We start from the raw sequence: 24,900 nt of genomic DNA, 5'->3' as shown, positions 1-24,900 counted from the left end.
CTATAGTCGGTAGTTGCGCTCTGGTTCCCCTGCCCTCATATGGTGGTCGGCTGTGCCCGTGTGCCCCCGCCTCACTCACCATCGGAGTGTCGCGCGCGTGGCGCCGGGCTTCGGGAGGACGGAGCACTCCACCTGACGACAAGGAAACGGGCCCTCGGGTCCACGGAGGTATTCCCCTTGGCTGCTGCGCGCAACGCAACCAACCCCACCACCCCCAAGAGCGGACGCGGCGCTTCTCGCCTCTCGTTCGCCAAGATCTCCGACACGCTGGAGGTCCCAGACCTCCTCGCGTTGCAGACGGAGTCGTTCGACTGGCTCGTCGGCAACGACGGCTGGAAGGCCCGCGTCGCCGACGCGAAGGCCGCCGGACGCACCGATGTCCCCGAGATCAGCGGTCTCGAGGAGATCTTCGAGGAGATCTCGCCCATCGAGGACCTGAGCGAGACGATGCAGCTCTCGTTCACGAACCCCTACCTCGAGCCTGAGAAGTACTCGATCGACGAGTGCAAGGAGCGCGGCAAGACCTACGCCGCCCCGCTGTACGTCGAGGCCGAGTTCATGAACCACCAGACCGGTGAGATCAAGACGCAGACGGTCTTCATGGGCGACTTCCCCCTGCAGACCGGCAAGGGCACGTTCATCATCAACGGCACCGAGCGCGTCGTCGTCTCGCAGCTCGTCCGCTCGCCCGGCGTGTACTTCGACCGCACGCCCGACAAGACCTCCGACAAGGACATCGTCTCGGCGCGCGTCATCCCCAGCCGCGGCGCATGGCTCGAGTTCGAGGTCGACAAGCGCGACCAGGTCGGCGTGCGCATCGACCGCAAGCGCAAGCAGTCGGTCACCGTCTTCCTCAAGGCCCTCGGCCTCACAACCGAGGACATCCAGAACGAGTTCGCCGGCTTCGACTCGATCGAAGAGACCCTCGCGAAGGACACGATCCTCTCGAAGGAAGACGCGCTGCGCGACATCTACCGCAAGCTCCGTCCGGGCGAGCAGGTCGCCGCTGAGGCCGCCCGCGCGCTGCTGGACAACTTCTACTTCAACCCGAAGCGCTACGACCTCGCGAAGGTCGGTCGCTACAAGATCAACCAGAAGCTCGGTCTCGACACGCCGCTGAGCGATTCGGTCCTCACCGTCGACGACATCGTCGCGACGATCAAGTACCTCGTGCGCCTGCACCGTGGCGACCACACCTTCGAGGGCATGCGCGACGGCAAGCCGGCCGAGATCCGTCTCAACATCGACGACATCGACAACTTCGGCAACCGTCGTATCCGCGCCGTCGGCGAGCTCATCCAGAACCAGGTCCGCACGGGTCTTTCCCGTATGGAGCGCGTCGTGCGTGAGCGCATGACGACGCAGGACATCGAGGCCATCACGCCGCAGACGCTCATCAACGTGCGTCCCGTCGTGGCCGCGATCAAGGAGTTCTTCGGAACGAGCCAGCTGTCGCAGTTCATGGATCAGAACAACCCGCTCGCGGGCCTGACCCACAAGCGCCGCCTCTCGGCCCTCGGCCCCGGCGGTCTGTCGCGTGAGCGTGCCGGCGTCGAGGTTCGTGACGTCCACCCCTCGCACTACGGCCGCATGTGCCCGATCGAGACGCCGGAAGGCCCGAACATCGGCCTGATCGGCTCGCTCGCGTCGTTCGCACGCATCAACGCGTTCGGCTTCATCGAGACGCCGTACCGCAAGGTCGTCGACGGCAAGGTCAGCGAGCAGATCGACTACCTCACGGCATCCGTCGAGAGCGACTACATCGTCGCGCAGGCCGGAGTCGCCCTCAACCCCGACGGTTCGTTCGTCGACGAGCGCGTCCTCGCCCGTCGCGGACAGGGTGGCGAGGTCGACCTCTTCCACGCCGACGAGATCGGGTACATGGACGTCTCGCCGCGCCAGATGGTGTCGGTTGCGACCTCGCTCATCCCGTTCCTCGAGCACGACGATGCGAACCGCGCTCTCATGGGTGCGAACATGCAGCGTCAGGCTGTTCCGCTCCTGCGCTCGGACTCGCCCGTCGTGGGCACCGGTATGGAGGGCTACGCCGCGATCGACGCCGGCGATGTCGTCACGGCAGCCAAGGCCGGTGTCGTCGCCGAGGTCTCGGCAGACGTCGTCACGGTCCAGCTCGACGAGGGCGGCACGCAGGACTACTACCTGCGCAAGTTCGACCGCTCGAACCAGGGCACGTCCTACAACCAGCGCGTCGTCGTGTCGGCCGGTGACCGGGTCGAGGTCGGCGAGGTCATCGCCGACGGACCGGCCACCGAGAACGGCGAGCTCGCGCTCGGCAAGAACCTCCTCGTCGCGTTCATGATGTGGGAAGGCCACAACTTCGAGGATGCGATCATCCTCAGCCAGGAACTCGTCAAGGACGACACCCTCTCTTCGATTCACATCGAGGAGTACGAGGTGGATGCCCGTGACACGAAGCTCGGCAAGGAGGAGATCACCCGTGACCTCCCCAACGTCAGCCCCGACCTGCTGAAGGACCTCGACGAGCGCGGCATCATCCGCATCGGCGCCGAGGTTCGCCCCGGCGACATCCTCGTCGGCAAAGTCACGCCCAAGGGTGAGACCGAGCTGTCGGCCGAGGAGCGCCTGCTCCGCGCGATCTTCAACGAGAAGAGCCGCGAAGTGCGCGACACGTCGCTGAAGGTTCCCCACGGCGAGCAGGGCACGATCATCGCCGTCAAGGAGTTCAACGCCGAGGACGGCGACGACGAGCTCGGCTCGGGCGTCAACCGCCGCGTCGTGGTCTACATCGCCCAGAAGCGAAAGATCACCGAGGGTGACAAGCTCGCCGGCCGTCACGGCAACAAGGGCGTCATCGCGAAGATCCTCCCCGTCGAAGACATGCCGTTCCTCGCGGACGGCACGCCGGTCCAGGTTGTCCTGAACCCGCTCGGCATCCCCGGCCGCATGAACTTCGGCCAGGTTCTCGAGCTGCACCTCGGCTGGATCGCCCAGCAGGGCTGGAAGGTCGAAGGCACGCCGAAGTGGGCCATGGGCCTGCCCGACGCCGCACGTGAGGCCGCCCCCGGCACGAAGGTCGCGACCCCCGTGTTCGACGGTGCGTTCGAGGAGGAGATCGCAGGTCTGCTCGACTCGACCCTTCCCACGCGCGACGGTGAGCGCCTCATCGACTCGACGGGTAAGACGCGTCTGTTCGACGGCCGCTCCGGCGAGCCGTTCCCGGCGCCCATCTCGGTCGGCTACATGTACATCCTGAAGCTGCACCACCTGGTCGATGACAAGATCCACGCGCGTTCGACGGGTCCCTACTCGATGATCACGCAGCAGCCCCTGGGTGGTAAGGCCCAGTTCGGTGGTCAGCGGTTCGGTGAGATGGAGGTGTGGGCACTTGAGGCCTACGGTGCCGCGTACGCGCTGCAGGAACTCCTCACGATCAAGTCCGACGACATCCTCGGCCGCGTCAAGGTCTACGAGGCGATCGTCAAGGGCGAGAACATCCAGGAACCCGGGATTCCCGAGTCGTTCAAGGTCCTCATGAAGGAGATGCAGTCGCTCTGCCTGAACGTCGAGGTGCTCTCGGCCGACGGCACGCCGGTCAACCTCCGCGATACGGACGACGACGCATTCCGCGCGGCAGAGGAGCTCGGAATCAACATCTCCAGCCGCTTCGAGTCGTCCTCGATCGACGAGATCTGACGCTTCGGCGCTCAGACCAACGACTGACTCACCAAGAATTCCGATACAGGAGAACTGAGACTAGTGCTCGAATCAACAACTTTCGATGAGCTTCGCATCGGTCTCGCCACCGCCGACGACATCCGTCGTTGGTCGTACGGCGAGGTCAAGAAGCCCGAGACCATCAACTACCGCACGCTCAAGCCCGAGAAGGACGGCCTCTTCGGCGAGCAGATCTTCGGACCTTCCCGTGACTGGGAGTGCGCCTGCGGCAAGTACAAGCGCGTCCGCTTCAAGGGCATCGTCTGCGAGCGCTGCGGCGTCGAGGTCACCAAGTCCTCGGTCCGCCGCGAGCGCATGGGCCACATCGAGCTCGCCGCGCCCGTCACGCACATCTGGTACTTCAAGGGTGTGCCTTCGCGCCTCGGCTACCTGCTGGACATGGCTCCGAAGGACCTCGAGAAGGTCATCTACTTCGCTGCCTACATGGTGATCTCCGTCGACGAAGAGGCGCGTCACCGCGACCTCGCGACGCAGGAGAACAACATCCGCCTCGAGATCAAGACGCTCGGCGACCGCCGTGACGCCAAGGTCGCCGAGCGCCTGCTGAAGCTGGAAGAAGAGCTCGCAGCGCTTGAGGAAGAGGGCGCCAAGGCCGACCAGAAGAAGAAGGTCAAGGACGCCGCCGAGAAGGAGATGGCTCAGACGCGCAAGAGCGCCGACGAGCAGATCGCCAAGCTCGAGCGCGTGTGGGAGGACTTCCGCACCCTCGACGTCGGTTCGCTCAAGGGCGAAGACGAGATCTTCCACGAGCTGCAGGACCGCTTCGGTCAGTACTTCGAGGCCTACATGGGCGCCGAGTCGATCCAGCGCCGCCTGCAGGCGTTCGACCTGGCCGCCGAGGCCGAGAGCCTGCACCTGCAGATCTCCGAGGGTAAGGGGCAGCGCAAGATCCGCGCGATCAAGCGTCTGAAGGTCGTCAACTCGTTCCTGCAGACGGGCATGTCGCCCGCCGCGATGGTGCTGGATGTCGTTCCGGTGATCCCGCCGGAGCTGCGTCCCATGGTCCAGCTCGACGGTGGCCGCTTCGCGACCTCCGACCTCAACGATCTGTACCGTCGCGTGATCAACCGCAACAACCGTCTTCGTCGACTGCTCGACCTCGGTGCCCCCGAGATCATCGTCAACAACGAGAAGCGGATGCTGCAGGAAGCCGTCGACGCACTGTTCGACAACGGTCGTCGTGGTCGTCCCGTCACGGGCACCGGCAACCGTGCGCTCAAGTCGCTCTCGGACATGCTCAAGGGCAAGCAGGGCCGGTTCCGTCAGAACCTCCTCGGCAAGCGCGTCGACTACTCGGGCCGTTCGGTCATCATCGTGGGCCCGCAGCTGAAGCTGCACCAGTGTGGTCTTCCGAAGCAGATGGCGCTCGAGCTGTTCAAGCCGTTCGTCATCAAGCGCCTGATCGATCTGGGTCACTCGCAGAACATCAAGGCGGCCAAGCGTGCCGTCGAGCGCACGCGTCCCGAGGTGTGGGACGTGCTCGAGGAGATCATCCGCGAGCGTCCTGTGCTGCTCAACCGTGCGCCCACGCTGCACCGCCTGGGCATCCAGGCCTTCGAGCCTCAGCTCGTCGAGGGCAAGGCGATCCAGCTGCACCCGCTCGTCTGCGCCGCGTTCAACGCGGACTTCGACGGTGACCAGATGGCCGTCCACCTGCCGCTGTCGGTCGAGGCCCAGGCCGAGGCCCGCATTCTGATGCTCGCGTCGAACAACATCCTGAAGCCGTCTGACGGCCGCCCCGTCACGCTGCCTTCGCAGGACATGATCATCGGCCTGCACCACCTGACCACGGTCATCGAGGGTGCTCAGGGCGAGGGCCGTGTGTTCGGCTCGGTCAGCGAGGCGATTCTCGCTCGCGACGAAGGCACGCTCGATCTGCAGGCCAAGGTGCGCATCCGCATTCCGGGTCTGACGTTCCTCGAGGGTGACGCCCCCGACGGCTACGAGCGTCACGGAATCGTCGATGCCTCGCTCGGCCAGGCGATCTTCAACGACACGCTGCCCAAGGGCTACCCGTTCGTGCGGGAGCAGGCCGACAAGGGCAAGCTGTCGCAGATCGTCAACAAGCTCGCCGAGGAATACCCCAAGGTCGAGGTCGCTGCATCGCTGGACCGGATCAAGGACGCCGGCTTCTACTGGGCCACGCGTTCGGGTGTCACCGTCGCGCTCTCGGATGTCCTCACGCCGCCCAACAAGGCGGAGATCGTCGCGGGCTACGAGAAGCAGGCCGCCAAGGTGCAGGCGCAGTTCGAGAAGGGCCTCACGACCGACGCCGAGCGTCGTCAGGAGCTCATCAAGATCTGGACCGAGGCGACCGACGAGGTCCAGAAGGCGATGCGGGACAACTTCCCCGCCGACAACACGATCAACCGCATGGTGTCTTCGGGCGCCCGTGGTAACTGGCTGCAGATCCGCAACATCGCGGGTATGCGCGGTCTCGTGAACAACCCGAAGGGTGAGATCATCCCTCGCCCGATCATCTCCTCGTACCGCGAGGGGCTGTCGGTTGCGGAGTACTTCATCGCCACGCACGGTGCCCGTAAGGGTCTCGCCGACACGGCTCTGCGTACGGCCGACTCGGGTTACCTCACCCGTCGCCTCGTCGACGTCTCGCAGGATGTCATCATCCGTGAAGAGGACTGCGGAACGTCCAAGGGTCTCGAGTTCACGATCGCGGCGCCCGGCGCCGACGGTGCGCTCATCAAGGACGCCAACGTCGAGAACTCGGTCTTCGCGCGCACCCTCGCCGAGCAGGTCACGTCGCCCTCGGGCGAGGTGCTCGCCGCCGCGGGTGACGACGTCGGCGACGTGCTCATCAACGCGCTCGTCGAGGCCGGTGTCGAGACCATCAAGGTCCGCTCCGTGCTCACGTGCGACTCGGCTGTCGGCGTCTGCGCGCAGTGCTACGGCCGTTCGCTCGCGACGGGCAAGATCGTCGACATCGGCGAGGCGGTCGGCATCATCGCCGCCCAGTCGATCGGTGAGCCCGGTACGCAGCTGACGATGCGTACCTTCCACACCGGTGGATCTGCCTCGGCCGATGACATCACGCAGGGTCTTCCCCGCGTGCAGGAGCTGTTCGAAGCGCGTACCCCCAAGGGTGCGTCGCCGATCGCAGAGTCTGACGGTCGCATCACGATCGACGAGACCGATAAGGCGAAGAAGATCATCCTGACGCCCGACTCGGGCGACGAGCCGCATGTCTACCCCGTGCTCAAGCGCGCGACGCTGCTGGTCGAGGACGGCCAGCACGTCACGGTCGGCCAGCAGATGCAGGTCGGAACGCTCGACCCCAAGGAGGTCATGCGTGTCATGGGTGCTCGCGAGGTGCAGAAGTACCTCGTGAACGGCGTCCAGGGTGTGTACCGCTCGCAGGGTGTGCCGATCCACGACAAGCACATCGAGGTCATCGTGCGCCAGATGCTGCGCAAGGTCACCGTCGTCGACCACGCCGACACGAAGCTGCTCCCGGGTGAACTGGTGGACTTCAAGCGCTACCAGCGCATCAACCGCGAGACGGTCGCCGAGGGCAAGCGCCCCGCGTCGGGACGTCCCGAGCTGATGGGTATCACGAAGGCGTCGCTCGCGACGGAGTCGTGGCTGTCGGCCGCGTCGTTCCAGGAGACCACCCGCGTCCTGACGCAGGCGGCCATGGAGGGCAAGAGCGACCCGCTCCTCGGCCTCAAGGAGAACGTCATCATCGGAAAGCTCATCCCCGCCGGAACCGGCCTTGCGAAGTACCGCAACGTCGTGGTCGAGGCGACGGAAGAGGCCAAGAGCGAGCGGTACCCCAACCGCATCTTCGCCTCGGACGGGGCGTTCTCGGACGCCGACCTGAGCTACGTCGATTTCGACAGCTTCTCGACGGACGGCGACTTCACGTCGTACAACTGACGACCAGCTGAACGAAGGCCCCCGGCACGCGCCGGGGGCCTTCGTCGTTCCGAGGCGACGGAAAAAGTTCCGCCCCGCGCGCCGGGCGTGCTCGCTGACATCCCGTGCCTACCGTTGAGGGGGAGGACGGCATGGCGCGCACGGAGGGACGTAACCTCTGGTTCGCCGTACCCTCGGTGCTCGCGTGCCTCGCTGTCATCGGCGCACTCGTGTGGCTTGCGGCGCCGATGGTTCCGGTCGCCGTCGACTGGTTCGGCGACACGCTTCGGGCCAGGGCCGACGCCCAGGAAGAGGCAGAGAGCAAGCCCGCCCCGATCGAGCGGATCGCGGCCGGCGAGACCGTGGACTGCCGTGATCTCTATCCCGACCACCTGTGGGCAGAGCTCATCTGGCACGGCGATGTGCTGCTGAGCCAGACGATGGCACGTCCCGCCATCGCAGCGGGCGACCTCGTCGAGGCGCTCGCGCCGACCGTCTCCGTCAACTGCAGCTGGGCCCTCGGGGGCGGGGAGTCGATCTCATCGACGATCTCGGTCATCTCCCCCGACGCCGTCGGCATCGCGCAGGCGGCGCTCTCGGCGCAGGGGTTCGCGTGCACGACAGGCGACGCGGGGCTCGAGTGCGCGCGGGTGCGGGACGGCGTGCGCGAAGAGCACGTCATACGCGACACGGTGTGGCTCGTGAGTGTTGGCACGGGATGGCGCCCGGACGACTACTTGGCACGCCTCACGGCACACATCTGGCCGTGACCCCGGGCTGCGGAGGCGAATTCCGTCCGTCTCTCTCGCGCCTCGACCGGCATGGCTACGCACATGCGGGCACGGACGGGGTTACCCTCGCACATGTGGGGAGCGGCCCCGCGTGAGGAGTGCGTCCGATGAGTGACCCCAAGTCGTCCTACGGCGAGCCGGTCGAGGAACCCACAGCGGTCGACGATGTCGTCGGCCGTGCTCACGAAGGTCTCGCCGACGCAGAGGCGGCCCGCCGCGACGCCGTCGACCCGTCCGCGACCCCCGAGGTCGAAGAGATCGTCGTCGAAGAGGAGATCGTCGTCGCCGACACGCCGTCGGCTGCGAACGAGTGGGCCGCTGAGCCCCCCTCGTGGGCCGTCGATGCACCGATGGACGACGAGCCCGTCGCAGCGGCAGAAGAGGTCGTCGTCGTCGAAAGGACCATCGACAAGCCCACCGTGGCCGACGACTCGACCGTCGCCTACGAGCCCGTCGCCGCCCCCGAGCCCGTCGCCGAAACCGTCATGGTGCCGCCCGCCGCGTCTCCGCAGCCCATCTTCGTGCAGGCACCCGAGGCGCCGCGCCTGCGTGGCAACCGTGGCGCCGCCGGCGCGATCGGCCTGCTCGCCGCGCTCGCCTTCGCCGTCCTCTACCTCGGCGCGACCCTCGGCTTCGGCGCGATCCAGGGCGACGTCACGGCAGAGACCTTCGCCACCGATGCCGTCGCCGCGCTCACGACGTGGGCTCTGTGGGTGCCGACCGTCGTCTTCTTCATCGCCTTCTGGCTGCTCGGCGCGATCATCAACCGAGGCCGCTGGGCGGCGTGGGTGATCATGGGCGTGCTCGTGGGCGCCGCCGCCTACGGCGGCCACCTTCTCGGCCAGCTCTTCCAGGCGCCGTTCTGGATGCTCACGGCGTCCGAGGGAGCCGCGCTCGTCGAAGCACAGCTGCTCGCACCGCTCGCGATCGTCGCATTCGTGCTGGGTCGCGAGCTCACCATCTGGTTCGGAGCATGGGCCGCCGCGCGCGGCAAGCGCGTGACCGAGCTCAACGTCGAAGCGCAGCGCGAGTACGAGCGCACGCTCGAGGCCGGTCCGCAGCTCGTCCGGCCATGACGACCGGCGGCGCGGGTGGGGGGACCGATCGCGGTCCCGTCGCACCCGCGCTCGCGGTCGTCTTCGCGACGATCGGATACGTCGCTCTCCTCATCTTCGGGCTGGGGATGCTGTCGCTCGCCCTCGATGAGAGCGTCATCGAGGCGCCGGGCCTGGGCCCGCTTCCCGGGGTCGCCGCGACGACCCTGTCGGTCGTCGTCTTCGGGGCGAGCCTGTGGGGCACCGTGCGGCACGCGCAGCCGTCGTTCTGGAACGCGGCGTGGATCGTGGCGACGACCTTCCTGGCGTATCTCGCGGGGCTGTGGATCATGGCCGTCGCCACGGGGACCTCGGTCGGAGTCGCCACGGGTGTCGCGGGCCGAATCGCGACGACGGGGTTCGGTGTGGTGATCGCCGCGGCCGCCCTCGTCGCCGGCTGGTCGGGGATCGCTCTCGTCCGCACGCGGGCTCGCCGCCCCCGTTGGCCCTGGGAATCCGACGACGAAGAGACGCTGTGACGGCGCAAAAGCCGGGATCCGGCGCGCCGAGAGGATAGCGTTGTCGCGTGGAGCGCTCGCTCGAGACGCAGGTCAGCCAGGCGGTGGACGCCTGGCTCGTGTGGCTGCCGCGCTGGCAACCCGCGACTCACCGCGGGCGCGTCGCTCCCTGCCGTCGCTGTTTCGGATCTCCGATCCTGTCGGCGGCGGGTCTGGGCTCCGACGTCCCCCACGGCGTGCAGCACGGGCTGTCCATCCGCATCAAGGCGATCGTCGACCGCTCCGTCGCCGACTACACGTCGCGCAACCTCCCCATGCTGCAGGCCGAGCTCGACCAGCAGGCTGCGCGCAACCGTGCGCGCGCCTACCGCCCCGCCGAGGGTCTCGAGCCGGAGTTCGAGGGGATGCCGCTGGACCCTGAGCCCCAGCCGGGTGCTCCGTTCCTGTTCACTCTGTCGGGGATGGCCGAAGAGGCCGAAGCGCAGGTGCCCGACCTCCCACCGCTCACGGAGGAGGCCAAGGCGGCGCTGCGCCAAGAGGTCGCGCTCGCCGACGACTACGCGAACATGGTGGGCCGCGAAGTGTGCGCCGTGCTGCTGCCGCACCGCCTGCGGATCCAGGCCGCCGTGACACAGCACGTCGAGCCGCAGATCGCGGCCCTTCTCGATGATCTGGCGCGCACCCTCGACGCACCGTTCGACCCGCAGGCACCCGGCGACTGAGGTTGTGCACACGGCCCGGGCGATTGCCCAGGTCCCCGGAGCGGGTTTTGTTAGCATTGCCCCACTTCTGCGCACCGTTGCGCACTTGATGCTGATCACTCGGCGCAATCATCCTGGGGGAGGGATCGGTGGCCGCACGCCTGCCCTCGGCACCTCCGCTGCTTCCCGGGCTCGCCTACATCCGGCCCCTCGGCTCGGGTGGGTTCGCCGACGTCTTCCTGTACGAACAGGACATGCCTCGGCGCAACGTCGCCGTCAAGGTGCTGCCGAGCGACGTGCGCGATCCGGATCTTCGGCGCATGTTCAACGCCGAGGCCGATGTGCTCGCCCGCTTGTCGGCGCATCCCGCGATCGTCACGGTGTACCAGGCGGGCATCTCGGCTGACGGGCGCCCCTATATCGTCATGGAGAACTGCCCCGGGTCGCTCGCGCGCCGGTACCGCATCGAGCGGATCCCGGTCGACGAGGTGCTCGCAACCGGGGTGCGCATGGCGGGCGCGCTCGAGTCGGCGCACCGTGCCGGCGTGCTCCACCGCGACGTGAAGCCCAGCAACATCCTCATCACGACCTTCGGCACGCCCGTGCTCGCCGACTTCGGCATCTCGTCGTCTCTGCTGCGCGAGACAGCCGACGAGGTGCTCGCGATGTCGGTCCCGTGGAGTGCGCCCGAAGTGGTCGCCGAGCAGACGGCCGGCACCGTCGCGAGCGAAGTGTGGAGCCTGGGCGCGACGGTGTACTCGCTGCTCGCGGGGCAGAGTCCTTTCGAGCGGCGCGAGCGCGGCCAGAACACGAAAGAGCTGCTGCGCCGCCGGATCGCCCGGGCGTCGTACACCGACATCTCGCGCGCCGATGTCCCCGCATCCCTACAGGCGGTGCTCTCCCGGGCGATGAGCCGCGATCCCGCCAAGCGGTACCCGTCGGCGTGGGCGTTCGCCGAGGCTCTGCAGCAGGTGCAGATCGAGCAGGGCTCGTCGCCGACGCCGATCGATGTGCCCGAGACCGAGTGGGCCCCCGCCTCGGAGCGCGTCGACTTCTCGGATGCCGGTCTGCGCGGTCCCGTCCGCTCCAGCGTCGACCACGTCCGCCGCCGCAAGGCGCCGACGGATCCGGGTGTCGCGCGGCTCGCGCGCGATGAGGAGACCGCCTTCTCCGCGCCCGGCAGCGGTCGTCCGCGGCGCGCCGGGCTCGTCGTGGGCATCATCGGTGCGACCGTCGTGGTCGCGTCGTCGGCGGTCGTCGCGGTGCTCTACGCGACGGGGATGCTGTGATGCGCCGGCGTACGCTGGCCGGACTCGCCGCGGCTGCCGCCGCTGTCACGCTCGTGACGACGGCGAGCATCGTGTGGCCCGGCCTCGATGCGAAGGAGACTCCGGCAGTCGACGCATCGGTGTGGGCGCTGCAGACGGGCGACGGCAGTCGCTACGCGCGTGTCAACACCACGGTCGGCGAGCTGGATACGGTCCGCAGCGTCAGCAACCCCGACCTCGTCGTTCAGACGCCCGAGGCGGCCTATCTTTTCAGCGACAGTCTCAGCACGCTGACCCGCATCGACGAGGCCCTGCCCGCCCACCTCGACGACGAGACGCTCGACACGTCCACCCCGACGCCGCAGGGCACGATCGACGTCGCGACCGCCGCTGACTTCGTCGCCTACCTCACCGACGCCGGCACGGTCTTCGCGGGGCGGCTGTCGCTCGGCGACGCCGCGCAGCTCGCGCCGTTCACCGACGGTGACGACAATCCGCGGTACACCGCCGACGCGATCGCCGTCGACGAGCGCGGCATCCTCTTCGCGTACTCCCGCGCCGATCGCTCGGTGCTGCGATACGACATCGCGGCGTCGGTGGTCCGCGGTCGCGACGCCGTCGCGGTCGGTGCCTCCGAAGCGCTCGCGATCACGGCAGCCGGCGATACGTGGACGATCGTGGACACCGAGACGGGAGCGCTGTGGCGGCGAGGGGCGGATGCCGCCGAGCAGGCACCCCTGGCCGGACCCGTCGTCGTGAGCGAGCCCGATGCCGACGGCGACGGGGTGTATCTCGCCGACGAGACGTCGATCGTGCGGGTCCCCGTCGACGGCGCTGTCGAGCGCGCATTCGGCGGCATCGGCGACACGGTCCTCGGGGTTCCCGCGGCGCCGGTCGTGTACGACGGCGACATCTATGCCGCGTGGCTCGGCCAAGGCGGCGCGGCCGGCGTGATGTGGAACTCGCGCGACGATGTCGGCGTGCCGCTGGACTACGGCGGCGATGTGCTGCCCGACCAGCGCCGGCCGGTCTTCGTCGAAGGACGCGATGCCCTGCTGCTCAATGAAGCACGATCGGGCTGGGTATGGACCGCGCCCGCGGGCGACCTCGTGCCGTCGAGTCAGGATTGGTCGCTCGATGAGCGCGTCGAGGCCGAGTCGGTTGTGAGCGACGAAGAGCTGCCGGTCATGCTCGACCCCAAGCCTCCTGTCGCCGAACCCGACGTCTTCGGCGTACGCGCGGGCGGCATCGCGGCGCTTCCCGTGCTCATGAACGACCACGACCCCAACGAAGACGTGCTCAGCATCGTGGGGTCGTCGGTCACGGGGCTCGATCCCGCCTTCGGCACGGTGTCGCTCACCGATGACGCGCAGCGGCTCGCCGTGCGGGTCGCCCCGGGGGCGACGGGATCAGCGACGTTCTCGTACGCGGTGACCGACGGCACGTCTGCCGACGGCCTCGTCTCAGAGCCCTCGACCGTGACGATCACGGTCGAACCCGAATCGATCAACACGGCCCCGCAGTGGTGCGGTGTCGACGGCTGCCTGCTCGAGTGGCCCGAGCCCGACGTGGCCCGCGGCGGCACCGTGACGGTTCCTGTGCTGCACGGCTGGGTCGATCCCGAAGGCGACCCCGTCATGCTGCTGTCGGTCGACAACGCCTCGCAGATAGGCAGTGTCGCCGCGACCCCCGGCGGCGAGGTCGTCTATCAGCACAGTGACGACGGGTCCGGCGGCGAACAGCTCGTCGAGCTCGCGCTGACCTTCGCCGACACGCGGGGCGCCACGACGGTCGAGGTGCTGAACGTCCGGGTCACGCCGCAGCCCGCGCTCGACGTGCGCTCGTTCGCGCTCGTCGATGTGCTCGGCCCCGGAACGACGGTTGACGTCGCGACCCACGTGACGGGCACGACGGGGATGCTCTCGCTCTCGTCCGTCCGCGTGCTCGACGATGCGCCGGCATCGGCGACGATCGTCGGCGGCACGACCGAGTTCGACTTCTCGGCGCGCGCCCCCGGCACGTTCCGCGTGGATTTCACGGTGACCGACGGCGTCGCAGAGGCCAGAGGCACGGCCCGCATCACGGTCCTTCCCGAAGGAGCCCCGCCGCAGCTCGCCACGGCGCCCGTCGTCGCTTTCGTGCATCCGCAGAAGGACGCCACGATCGACGTCCTCGAGGCGGTGTACAACCCGACCCGTCGCGTGCTGCTGCTCAGCGACATCGAGCCCATGCCCGAGCCGGGCGCGAGCCTCTCGGTCGACGCCGTCGGCCAGCGTCACCTGCGCGTCTCGGGCGCCACCGCGACCGGAGCACCCGGGCCGTTGGGCACGGTGCGTTATGTCGTGAGCGACGGCACCGAGGATGAAGGCGCCCGCGTCGAGGGCGAGGCCACCGTCTACCTGCTCCCGCCGGCTCCCGAGGTCGCCCCCATCGCCGTCGACGATCGTGTCGTCGTGCGCGCCGGCGCGCAGGTCGACATCCCGGTGCTCGAGAACGACATCGCCCCTGCCGGCGAACGGCCCGTCCTCGACCCGTCACGGGTCGTCTCGTCGACCGATGACGCGCTGGCCTTCGCCTCGGGCGACCTACTGCGCTATCTCGCGCCGACCGACCCCGGCGACTACACGGTGGACTACGCCGTCTTCACGGCCGGGTCGCCCTCGCTCGCCGACGTCGCGACCGTCCGCGTGCATGTGCTGGGCGACGAGACCAACCGAGCGCCGCTGCCCGAGCGGCTCGAGGGGCGGGTGCTCAGCGGACAGTCCACGGTGATCGACTTCACGCCGTTCGAGATGGATCCCGACGGCGATACCGTGTCGCTCGACAGCATCGTGACGCAGCCCGAGCGCGGCTCGGCGGCGCTGTCCGCCGACGGTGCGTCGATCGTCTACACCAGCGTCGCGGGCGACCGCGGACAAGTCTCGTTCACGTACCGCGTCGTCGATCCGTCGGGGGAGACCGGCGACGCCCGCGTGCGCATCGGCGTGCTCGATGCCCAATCGAACCCGAGTCCTGTGACGTACACCGATTACGTGCAGGTGCAGGCGGGTGAGGGCAAGTCGCTGCGGGTCCGCCCGCTCGCGAACGACGTCGACCCCGTCGGCGGCGTGCTCACGCTGACCGATGTGCGACCCGACCTGCCGCAGACGCTCGAGGGCGAACCCAACCCCGAGTTCGACCGGCTCGCGGACAGGCTGCTGTCCGTCGACGATCAGGAGGTCGTCGTCGAAGCCGGCGAGGAACCCGGCACGATGTCGTTCCTCTACGACGTCGCGTCGACGTCGGGCAACACGGCGCGCGGGCTCATCGTGGTCAGGGTCGTCCGCGAGAGCGTGCCCGACTACCCTCTCGTGAGCGACACGATCCTGACCGCCGAGACCCGCGAGAAATTTCCCGCGGGCGTGGATGTCCTGGACGGCAAGGTCGCGTGGTCGGGCGGATCCGTCCAGGACCTCGACGTATCGCTGTGGGGTGATCCCGGCGACGTTTCTGCCGCGGGGTCACGGATCCGCGGCCAGCTCGGCGCCCGCACACAGCTGATCCCGTTCGCCGTGACAGGCGAGGGTGCTGCGGGCGAGGTCACGACGTACGCGTTCCTGCGCGTCCCCGGCGAGAACGACGTCACGCTCGCGTTGCGAACGGGATTCGTCGCTCCGGAGGCGGTGGAGCTGGAATCGGTCGTCTTCGACATGACCGACCTCGTTGCCAAGCCTCGCGGAACACGGCTCGAAGTGGGCGCGGACGTTGCCTCGTCAGGTGCGCGCGCCGACTCGTCGTGCAGCGTCGAAGAGGGAACGCGTGTGCGCTACGACGCCGGCGTCGGCGCACCCTGGAGCGACGCGTGCCGCGTGGCGGTGCGTCTCGAAGGGCAGGCCGAATGGACGCAGCTGTCCGTGCCGATCACCGTCCTCGCGCGCGACCCGCAGCCCGAATTGAGGGCCGGCTCGGTGACCGTCGGACCGGGGGAGACGACGACGTTCGACCTTCGTTCGATGACGACGTGGCAGCTGCGCGATGACTGGGCCGGCATCGCCTACGACCTCGACTACACCGGCACCTCGTTCGCGGTCTCGCTCGACGGGTCGATCGTCACGGTGACAGGTGCCGATCGCGCCGTCCCCGGCGTGGACGATGCCGCTGTCGTGTCGGTCACGAGCCACGCCGAGGTGACGCCGGCGCGGCTCATCCTGCGCGTCGGGGCGGCGCCCTCGACCCTGCCGCGCGGCGGCTCCGTCACCCAGCAGTGCTCGCAGGCCGCCGGATCGTCGTGCACCTTCACCGTCGTCGGCGCCGCGGGCGAGGTCAACCCGCTGCCGCGCACACCGCTCGAGGTGACGTCGGTCCGCGACGCCGGTGCGTGCGCGGGAGTGACGTTCGCCCGCGTATCGACCACCACCGTCTCGGCATCATGGACTTCCGACACGGCCGGAACGACGTGTGCCGCTGCCTTCTCGGTGCGGGATGCGCAGGGCCGCGGCACGAACGGCGACCGCGATGGCCGGATCGCGTTCGATCTGCTCGGGTACCCGAAGGCGCCTGCCTCGATCGCGCAGACCGGCTACGCCGACGGCTCGGTCACGCTGCGCATCGATCCCGGCCCCGCCCGCATGGCCTATCCCGAGCTCTCGGGCTTCGTCGTCAGGTCGGACGGCCGCGACGTCGCCCGCTGCTCGGTCGACGGGGTATGCCCCGAGATCGCGGCGCCGAACGGCGAACAGCGCACCTACGAAGCGTTCGCGACGAACTCCGTCGGCCTGTCCGCAGCGGCCGTGCGCACCGTCGCGTGGGCCTACGACGCACCGGCAGCGCCGGCATCCGTCACCGCCCGCCCTGTGGCGGCCGGTGCCGGGGGCGGCGTCGTCGCACTCACGATCAGCGGCCTGACCGCCGACACCGGCTCGGTCGAGATCACGAGCGCGACAGGCGACACCGTCCGCGTGCCGGTCGGCCGGGGCTCGGGCACGCTCGACGTGCCGACGTACCGGGTCAGCACGAACACACGGTCGCCCATCACCGTGACCCCGTACTCGCGCTTCGACTTGCCGCCCGGGATCGGCGGCAGCCCGACGGGCACCTCGACGATCGGGTGGGGCAACGGTGTCGGGGCACCGCTCGTGCCCGATCTCGTGCTCTCCTCCGTGTCCGGCGGCGACGGCACCTCGACTGTGACGGCGAACGCCTCGGCGCAGCTCAACGGCACGGGCTCGACCCTGCGCTACGGCATCGTGCGCGACGGTCAGCAGTGTCGGGTGACGGCCGACGGGCAGTCCGCGACCTTCCCGGGCCTGGCCGACGGCGAGGAGTACCGGTTCATCCTGTGCGTCGAGTCCTTCTGGGGCGATGCATCCTTCGCCCGCGTCGAGACGTCGAGCGCAGTGCGCGCCGCGCAGTCCGGACGCGCCCCCTCCGGCTACACCTTCCGGGTGGATGCCACCCCCGACGTCCTGACGGCGCAGAACCGCGCGCAGTGGGTCATTCGCGAGGAGCCGCGGTCGAACGAGCCGGTCCCCAACCGCAACCGCGTCGAGTTCGACCGGTTCCCCGGCAACGGCACGTTCGGCCAGAATCCCGGCATCCGCGTGCGCTACGTGCACCAGGTGTGGGGTAACCCGACCGAGTGGTCGGCGGTGACACCCGCTGCCGGCAGCGCGCCCTACCAGATGCAGGCATCGTGGGGACTCGCCTCGGTATGCGTCGGCGGCGGCGCGCTCGCGCCGACGGGCTCGTCGTCGAATGGACCCGGCGGCACGGTGGCGACGTTCCGGTTCGACCCCTCCGGTCTCATGTACTACGACTCCGCGGGCGCTGTCGTGCCCCATCAGGTCGGCACGTGGGTCGTGCCCGTCGGAGCTGCGCGCGTCGAGGGCATAGCCGTCACGGCGAGCTGGTCGCAGTGGGGACTCAGCCCCGCCTCGGCGACCTTCGGCTCGACGTGCAACCCGAACCTGCCGCCCGAGCCCGAGGAAGCACCCTGAGCCATGTTGACGACAGATCGATCGAGGAATCCGCGATGACCATCTCCACAGAGCAGGCGACCTGGTTCGCCCAGACGTTCGCCCAGCTCGCCGACAACGTCGAGCGTGCCGTCCTGGGCAAGCGCCACGCGGTCGAGCTCGTCCTGACGGCCATGCTGAGCGACGGGCATGTGCTGCTCGAGGATGTCCCCGGAACCGGAAAGACCTCACTTGCGCGCGCCATGGCTCAGTCGGTGCAGGGCACGAACACCCGCATCCAGTTCACCCCCGACCTGCTCCCCGGTGACATCACGGGCATCAGCGTGTACGACCAGAAGGAGGGCGTCTTCGAGTTCCACGCCGGCCCCATCTTCGCGAACATCGTGCTCGCCGACGAGATCAACCGTGCGTCGCCCAAGACGCAGTCCGCGCTGCTGGAGGTCATGGAAGAGGGCAGCGTCACGATCGACGGCGTCTCGCGCCCCGTCGGCGACCCCTTCATCGTGCTCGCGACGCAGAACCCCATCGAGCAGGCCGGCACCTACCGGCTGCCCGAAGCGCAGCTCGACCGGTTCATGATGCGCACGTCGCTCGGGTACCCCGACCACGCGGCGACCGTGCGCATCCTCGACGGCGCCGCGACGCCGACCGCCGATCTCGCGCCCGTCATCACCCCCGACGCGCTCGTGGGCATGGCCGACCTCGCGGCGCAGGCCTACGTCGACGCCCTCGTGCTCGACTACATCGCGCGCATCATCGACGCGACCCGGTCCGCCGACGAAGTGCGCCTCGGGGTCAGCATCCGCGGGGCGCTCGCTCTCACCCGCGCCGCACGCACGCGTGCCGTCTCGCAGGCGCGCACCTACGTGACCCCCGACGACGTCAAGGCGCTCGCCGTCTCGGTGCTCTCGCACCGGCTGATCCTGCACGCCGAGGCGGAGTTCGACGGCGTGACGCAAGAGGCCGTCATCGGCCAGGTGCTTCTCGACATCGCGCCGCCGTCCCGTCGAGAGGCCGTATGAGCCTCACCGACACGCGCCGGACGCGAACCTCGACCGAAGGGACGGCCGGGCGCACCCACGCGACCTCGGTCACCTCGACGTCGATCTCGTCGGGGCGCATGGTCGGAATCGTCGTCCGGGCTGCGCGAGCGTGGCGCGCCGTCGTCGCGGCGGCGCAGGCGAGCACGGTCTGGGCCTCCCGCACCGTGCGGCCGGCGGGCGCTCTCGTGCTGCTCGCGGCGACTGGGGGCCTCGGCCTCGGCTTCGCCTTCGGCTGGATCGAATGGATGGTCGCCGGTGTCGCCGCGCTGCTGCTCCTGCTGGCCAGCATCCCGTTTCTGTTCGGATCGCGTTCGTACGAGGTCGATTTGTCGCTGGCGCGCGAGCGCATCGTCGCAGGCGACGGGCTGTCGGGCGACGTCGTCGTGCGCAACACGGGTGGTCGTCTGGCGCTGCCGGGTCGCATCGACATCCCGGTCGGGCCGGGCATCGTCGAGTTCAGCGTGCCGATGCTGCGCCCCGGCCACGCGGTCACCCAGCCGCTCCACATCCCGCAACCGCGACGCGGCATCGTGCGCGTCGGTCCCGCCACGACGGTGCGCAGCGACCCCGTGGGCATGCTGCGCCGCGAGCACGCCTTCGCCGACGTGAACGAGGTGTACGTGCACCCCCGCACGACATCGATCCCGTCCACGAGCGCGGGTCTCATCCGCGACCTCGAGGGTGCGCCGACGCGGCGCACGGTCGACGCCGACATCAACTTCCACGCGATCCGCCCCTACACCGCCGGCGATGGCCGGCGCCACATCCATTGGAAGTCGACGGCCAAGACCGGACAGCTCATGGTGCGGCAGTACGAGGAGTCCCGGCGCTCGCGGATGGCGATCGTGCTCGCCGTCGCCGAGCACGAGTTCCGCGACGCCGACGAGTTCGAGCTCGCCGTCTCGGCGGCGGCATCCCTCGGCCTGCGCGCCGTGCGCGACGCGCGCGATGTCGTCATCGTGACGGGCTCCGAGATCCCACGGGTCGTGCGCGGACGTCTGCGCACGATCCACCAGCTGCCGGCGGGGTCGCCCCGGCCCATGCTCGACGGCTTCAGCGCCGTGCGCACGTTCGAGAACACGATGGCGATCGGCGACGTCTGCCGGCTCACCGCCGAGTCCCGTGAGCAGCTCTCGGTCGCCGTCCTCGTGGTGGGCTCGGCTGTGACGCTGACGCGCCTGCGGCAGGCGGCGCTTGCGTTCCCCCCCGACACCGCCGTCATCGCCGTCGTGTGCAACGAGCTCGCACACCCTCGCATGCAGACGATCTCGAGCCTCACCGTCCTCACGATCGGCACTCTGGACGATCTGGCCGGGCTGCTGCTGAGGGGGGCCTCCCGATGACTCGGGCCGAGCGACGCCGGGAAGCCGGCTCGACCCGCCGCGTCGAGCCGCGCATCGTCACGGGCTCGGTGTTCACCGCTGCGGTCGTCGCGACGGCGGCCGTCGCGGCGTGGCCGATCTACCGCGAGCCGGCGTTCCTCCTCCTCGTGGCCGTGTCGGTGGCCGTCGCGCTCGGCATCGCGGTCGTCGCGACGCGACGACACTGGAGCGGCTGGGTCGTGACGGGCATCGTCGTCGCGGCGTTCCTCGTGCTGGGGGTGCCGCTCGCCGTACCCTCGCGCTTCGGCGGGCCGGACGAGATCCTGCGCGGACTCGGCGAGCTCGCGGCGGGCGCGGTCGTGGGGTGGAAGGACCTGCTCACCGTCGACCTGCCGGTCGGCTCGTACCGCAACCTGCTCGTGCCCGCGCTCGTCGTCTTCCTGATCGGCACGACCGCACTGCTGCGTCTCTCGTGGCGCGAGGGGCGCCGCGCGTACGTCGCGATCCCCGTGGCCCTGGCCATGGTCTCGTTCGGCCTCGTGTTCGGTCGCGCCGAGGTGAGCCCGCCCGTGACGCTCGGCGCGCTGACGCTGTACGCCCCGGTCGAGACGGCGCTCGGCATCGCGGGCTTGCTCGGATGCCTGCTCTGGCTCGCGTGGCGCGCGCACGACGAGCGTGTGCGCGCCGTTCAGCGCGCGGCCGTCGCGAGCGGAGTGCGTGCCGCACGGCACGCCTCGCCCGCCGACCGCCGTCGCGCGGCGCTCGGGGTCGGGATGATCGCCGCGGCCGTCGCTGTCGCGGTCGCCGTCGTGCCGTTCGCGGCGCGGGGGGTCGACCGCGATGTGCTGCGCGCGTCCGTCGGGCCCGAGATCGACCTCGCGACCGAGCTCAGCCCGCTCTCGCAGTACCGCGCCTTCTTCGGCGACGAGCGCGCTGATGAGGTGCTGTTCACGGTCGAGCAGACCGAGCGCATGCCTGACCGCGTGCGTCTCGCGACACTGGACGACTACGACGGCGAGGTGTTCCGCACGAGCGAGGGGACCGGTGAGGGCCGCTTCGTTCGCGTCGCCTCCGCCCTCGAGGCCGGAGACGGCGAGCCCATCGATCTGCGCGTGACCATCGACGGCTGGAACGAGCTGTGGATGCCGACGGCCGGTCAGCTGACACGTGTCGACTTCGACGGGCCACGGGCGGTCGCGCTGGCCGACGGCTTCTACTACAGCGCGGGTGCCGCCGCCGGGCTGCAGACCGCTCGCGCCGGCCTGCAGTCCGGCGATGCTTATCGCCTGACGGGCGTCGAACCGCCGCGGATCCCGCTCGCCGAAGCCCAGGCGCCCGGTGCGCAGACCCTCGTTGCCACCCCGCTGAGCCTTCGGGCGTGGGCCGACGCACACGCATCCGGGTCGGGCGGTGCGGCGCTCCAGGCGGCGGTCGACCTGCTGCGCGAGCGCGGCTACCTCAGCCATGCCCTGTCGCTCGGCGCGGACGGCCGAGCCGTGTGGGCGGACGCTCTGACCGGCTACCGGTTCCAGCCGAGCGCTTCGGGTCACTCGCTCGGCCGCGTGGATGCCCTGTTCACGCGCCTGCTCGAACGCGAAGCCGATCCGCGTGCCGCGGCATCCGACAACTTCGTCGCCGCGATCGGCGACGACGAGCAGTTCGCGACGGCCGTCGCCCTCATCGCCCGCGAACTCGGCTTCCCGTCGCGGGTCGTGGTGGGCACGCGTCTCGTGTCCGACGAAGCGGATCTGAGCGTCTGCGACGAGGGGGTATGTCGCGCGCGGGATCTCGCGGCGTGGGTCGAAGTCCAGGCCGTCGGGGGCGAGTGGATCCCGATCGACACGACGCCGCAGCACACGCAGTCGCCCAGTCTCGAGGTCACGCAGCAGCGCGACCCCGAGGTCGTCACCGAAGTGCACCCCGACTCCGTCGAGGAGATCATCCCGGCCGAACCCATGCAGCAGGATGCCGCCGCGGGCGACCCGCCCGACGAGGCGACCGGCCCCGATCTGGCGTGGCTGTGGCCCGTGCTGCGCACTACGGGGATCGTGCTGCTCGTGCTGCTGCTCGTGCTCGGCCCGTCCCTCGCGGTGATCACGGCCAAGCGCCTGCGCCGCCGCGCTCGCCGCACGACGGGGACCCCGGCCGAGCGCATCGCGGGGGGATGGGATGAATACGTGGATGCCGCGATCGACGCGCGTCGCGACGTGCCGCGCAGTGCGACTCGTACCGAGGCGGCGGCGGCGCTGGGCACCCCGGCGGGGGCCGAGCTTGCGGCATCCGCGGATGAAGCGGTCTTCGCGGGGGAGGACGCGGCGCCCTCGGAGGAGGCCGTCCACGTGTACTGGAAGACCGTCGATGCGCAGCGACACGCGATGCTCGGGGCGGATGGCGTCTGGCGCAGAGTCGCTGCGACCGTATCGTTGAGATCGATCATCCGCCCGCTGGCACCTGCGAACGGTGCTCGCACGCTCATCGCCGAGAGGGGGAGGCGTTCGGGGCTTCGGCTCCTGCGTCCCACGCCATGAACATCGTTGCATCTGCCGGCCCGATCTGGTTGCTCGTCGCCCTCGTGATCTACGTCTGGACGGCGATCGCGCTCGCCGCGGTGTTCCGCAAGTCCGGTCAGGAGGCGTGGGCGGCGTGGGTGCCGGTGTACAACCAGGTCGTGCTCTTCCGCCTCGGCGCGGTCACACCCTTCGTGCTCCTGCTCTATCTCGTGCCGATCGCCGGTGCGGTCGCGGTCTGGGTCTTCCAGATCATCGCGTGCCATCGCATCAATGCGGCGTTCACGCTCGGCACGGGGATGACCCTGCTGGCAGCTGTGCTGTTTCCCGTGTGGGCGACCGTCCTGGGCTTCGGCAGCGCGCGCTGGGTGGGCGAAGAAGAAGAAGTGGGTCCGCGCCGCACGGGCTTCCCGGCTCCCATCGCCGACGGTCCCTTCGGCCCGGCGCCGGGGTTTCCTCAGACGGGTCCGATTCCGCCCATGCCCGGCGCGGGTGGGTCCATCCACGGGCGCTCGACGCTCGTCGCGGGCGAGGATCCCCTCCTGTCGATGTCGGCCGATGCTGTCGCGCCTCCCGCGCCCGCACCGGGCCGCCCGACGCCGTTCGCCCCATCGGCAGAACCGGCACCCGTCGACGAGGGGCCGGTCCCCCCCGCGACGAGCCGTGCCGAGTCGCCCGTTTCGGCGCCGCCCGGTGGCTGGGCGCCGTTGACCGAGGACGACGACGGCCTCACCCGCAGCCGTGAGGAGCTCGATGCGCTGCGCGCACCGGATGCTCCGCAGGGCGGCGGCGAGGTGGCTCCGGATGTACCGCCGTCGGCCGATCCCTGGGTGCTTCCCGCGAGCCCGCCCGTGCAGCCGGACCCCGAACCGCTGGCCGAGCCCGAGCCCTGGGTGCCCACACGGGCGCCGCTGATCGAGTCCGAAGCGTTTCCGGACACCTCCGGACCCGTCTCGGCGATCGCCGGGGCTCCCGCTGCGGGTTCTCCCCGGTCGGCGGTCTCGTCGGTCTCGGCGCAGACCAGGCGTTCGCAGATCCCCGACGGCGCGTTCGACGAGACGATCATCGCGCGTCGCCGGCGCACCGACTGGTCGATCATCACGCCGGGCGGCACCTTTGTTCCGATCGGCTCCGACGTCGTGCTGCTCGGTCGGCGCCCGAAGCTCGAGTCCGCGCATCCCGGTGCGCAGCTCGTCTCGATCGACGACGGCACAGTCTCCAAGACCCACGCGCGGCTCGAACTGCGCGGCGACACGTGGTGGGTGACCGACCTCAACTCCACGAACGGCGTCGTCTTCGCGACGCTCATGGGCACCGAGATCGAGGCGACGCCGGGCGTCGCGATCGAGGCGGGTGACCGCTTCCTGCTCGGCGACGCCGAGATCCGACTCACCCGGAGCGCGGAGTGACCGACGAGCCCGACGACGAGACCCGGGTCGTACGGCGACGTGGTTCTCGGCCGTCCGACGACGATCTCGAACGCACCCGGGTGAGCGCACCGCGAGGTGCGAGAGCGGCCGCTGCAGAGACGACGGTGCCCGCCGACGACGATCCGGAGGATGCCACGCTGCTCTCCCGACGCTCTCAGGGAGAAGCGCGCGACCGCGCGCCGGGCGTCGACGACCTGACGCGTCGCGCCGCCCGCGGCCGACCGGATGCCGCGCACCCGGCCGACATCGGCGCCGCCGGCCCTCGGCGCGCCTCGGCCGGGGCCCCGGCCGAGGTCGACCCCGACGATGGCTCGACCGTCGTCGTGCGCCGCGAGTCCCGCCGCCGCGCCGATCTCGCCGCGGCAGGGGACAAGCCCGTCGAGGACACCGTGCTCACCCGCGGACACGGGCCGTCTTCGGGTGAGGGCAGCGCGCGACCGGCACCGCGGCGTGACCTGCCGACGCCCCCCGTGACGTACGGCCCGCGCACATCCGAGCCCGCTCGCGTGCCCCGGACCGCGCCGCCCCAACGCCCCGCCCAGCAGGCCGTCGACACGGATGCGCTGGCCGCGCGCCGCCGCCGTGTCGCGCGTCGACGACTCATCGTGACCGTCGCCGCTGCGGCGGTGATCGTTCTCGTGGCGGGGGCCACGCTGTGGGTCGTCCTGTTGACGAGCGCCGGATGACCGCCCGCCGGTTTTCCGAACACGGTGCCCTTCGTGAGAGTGTGGGGCGGTCCGTG

13 protein-coding genes are annotated in these 24,900 nt (G+C 69.8%); all 13 read left to right on the top strand.

Annotated elements, in window-relative coordinates:
- Positions 1-177 precede the first annotated feature (177 nt).
- On the top strand, positions 178-3,675 hold the full coding sequence (rpoB, locus tag AC25YV_RS05225) for a DNA-directed RNA polymerase subunit beta (protein WP_488122768.1): 3,498 nt from the start codon (positions 178-180) through the stop codon (positions 3,673-3,675).
- Between the two features lie 63 nt (positions 3,676-3,738).
- Positions 3,739-7,611, top strand: coding sequence for a DNA-directed RNA polymerase subunit beta' (gene rpoC, locus AC25YV_RS05220; protein WP_488122767.1), 3,873 nt, complete (start codon positions 3,739-3,741; stop codon positions 7,609-7,611).
- Positions 7,612-7,742: 131 nt separating this feature from the next.
- The gene (locus AC25YV_RS05215) at positions 7,743-8,360 is read left to right on the top strand and encodes a hypothetical protein (protein ID WP_488122766.1); all 618 of its coding nucleotides are present in this window, start codon (positions 7,743-7,745) and stop codon (positions 8,358-8,360) included.
- Positions 8,361-8,488: 128 nt separating this feature from the next.
- Complete coding sequence (locus AC25YV_RS05210; protein ID WP_488122765.1) at positions 8,489-9,457, top strand: ABC transporter; 969 nt, start codon at positions 8,489-8,491, stop codon at positions 9,455-9,457.
- Positions 9,454-9,954, top strand: a complete 501-nt coding sequence (locus AC25YV_RS05205) for a DUF6121 family protein (RefSeq protein WP_488122764.1) — start codon at positions 9,454-9,456, stop codon at positions 9,952-9,954. Before AC25YV_RS05210 ends, AC25YV_RS05205 begins: the two co-directional genes overlap by 4 nt.
- A gap of 47 nt (positions 9,955-10,001) precedes the next feature.
- Positions 10,002-10,655 (top strand): spermidine/putrescine ABC transporter substrate-binding protein, encoded by a 654-nt coding sequence (locus AC25YV_RS05200; protein WP_488122763.1) that lies wholly within the window; start codon positions 10,002-10,004, stop codon positions 10,653-10,655.
- A 128-nt stretch (positions 10,656-10,783) separates the two neighbouring features.
- Positions 10,784-11,923: a serine/threonine-protein kinase gene (locus tag AC25YV_RS05195; protein WP_488122762.1), complete on the top strand. Its 1,140-nt coding sequence runs from the start codon at positions 10,784-10,786 to the stop codon at positions 11,921-11,923.
- Positions 11,923-17,877 carry an Ig-like domain-containing protein gene (locus AC25YV_RS05190; protein WP_488122761.1) on the top strand — a complete coding sequence of 1,985 codons (5,955 nt, stop codon included), beginning with the start codon at positions 11,923-11,925 and terminating at the stop codon, positions 17,875-17,877. Before AC25YV_RS05195 ends, AC25YV_RS05190 begins: the two co-directional genes overlap by 1 nt.
- Before the next feature lie 35 nt (positions 17,878-17,912).
- The gene (locus AC25YV_RS05185) at positions 17,913-18,878 is read left to right on the top strand and encodes an AAA family ATPase (protein ID WP_488122760.1); all 966 of its coding nucleotides are present in this window, start codon (positions 17,913-17,915) and stop codon (positions 18,876-18,878) included.
- On the top strand, positions 18,875-20,242 hold the full coding sequence (locus tag AC25YV_RS05180) for a DUF58 domain-containing protein (protein WP_488122759.1): 1,368 nt from the start codon (positions 18,875-18,877) through the stop codon (positions 20,240-20,242). The genes AC25YV_RS05185 and AC25YV_RS05180 overlap by 4 nt, the downstream gene beginning before the upstream one ends.
- On the top strand, positions 20,239-22,749 hold the full coding sequence (locus tag AC25YV_RS05175) for a transglutaminaseTgpA domain-containing protein (protein WP_488122758.1): 2,511 nt from the start codon (positions 20,239-20,241) through the stop codon (positions 22,747-22,749). The genes AC25YV_RS05180 and AC25YV_RS05175 overlap by 4 nt, the downstream gene beginning before the upstream one ends.
- Positions 22,746-24,137 carry a DUF5684 domain-containing protein gene (locus AC25YV_RS05170; RefSeq protein WP_488122757.1) on the top strand — a complete coding sequence of 464 codons (1,392 nt, stop codon included), beginning with the start codon at positions 22,746-22,748 and terminating at the stop codon, positions 24,135-24,137. The genes AC25YV_RS05175 and AC25YV_RS05170 overlap by 4 nt, the downstream gene beginning before the upstream one ends.
- Positions 24,134-24,844: a hypothetical protein gene (locus AC25YV_RS05165; protein ID WP_488122756.1), complete on the top strand. Its 711-nt coding sequence runs from the start codon at positions 24,134-24,136 to the stop codon at positions 24,842-24,844. Before AC25YV_RS05170 ends, AC25YV_RS05165 begins: the two co-directional genes overlap by 4 nt.
- The last annotated feature ends 56 nt before the right edge of the window (positions 24,845-24,900 follow it).

This window comes from Microbacterium sp. Y832, from assembly GCF_057669765.1.
The sequence above is the reverse complement of the archived record's forward strand: the minus strand, read 5'-3'. Positions and strand labels throughout refer to the sequence as shown.

Coding starts and splice junctions, on each gene's coding strand:
- AC25YV_RS05215 (WP_488122766.1), top strand. CDS start 7,743: ATGGCGCGCACGGAGGGACGTAACCTCTGGTTCGCCGTACCCTCGGTG.
- AC25YV_RS05210 (WP_488122765.1), top strand. CDS start 8,489: ATGAGTGACCCCAAGTCGTCCTACGGCGAGCCGGTCGAGGAACCCACA.
- AC25YV_RS05205 (WP_488122764.1), top strand. CDS start 9,454: ATGACGACCGGCGGCGCGGGTGGGGGGACCGATCGCGGTCCCGTCGCA.
- AC25YV_RS05190 (WP_488122761.1), top strand. CDS start 11,923: ATGCGCCGGCGTACGCTGGCCGGACTCGCCGCGGCTGCCGCCGCTGTC.
- AC25YV_RS05185 (WP_488122760.1), top strand. CDS start 17,913: ATGACCATCTCCACAGAGCAGGCGACCTGGTTCGCCCAGACGTTCGCC.
- AC25YV_RS05180 (WP_488122759.1), top strand. CDS start 18,875: ATGAGCCTCACCGACACGCGCCGGACGCGAACCTCGACCGAAGGGACG.
- AC25YV_RS05175 (WP_488122758.1), top strand. CDS start 20,239: ATGACTCGGGCCGAGCGACGCCGGGAAGCCGGCTCGACCCGCCGCGTC.
- AC25YV_RS05170 (WP_488122757.1), top strand. CDS start 22,746: ATGAACATCGTTGCATCTGCCGGCCCGATCTGGTTGCTCGTCGCCCTC.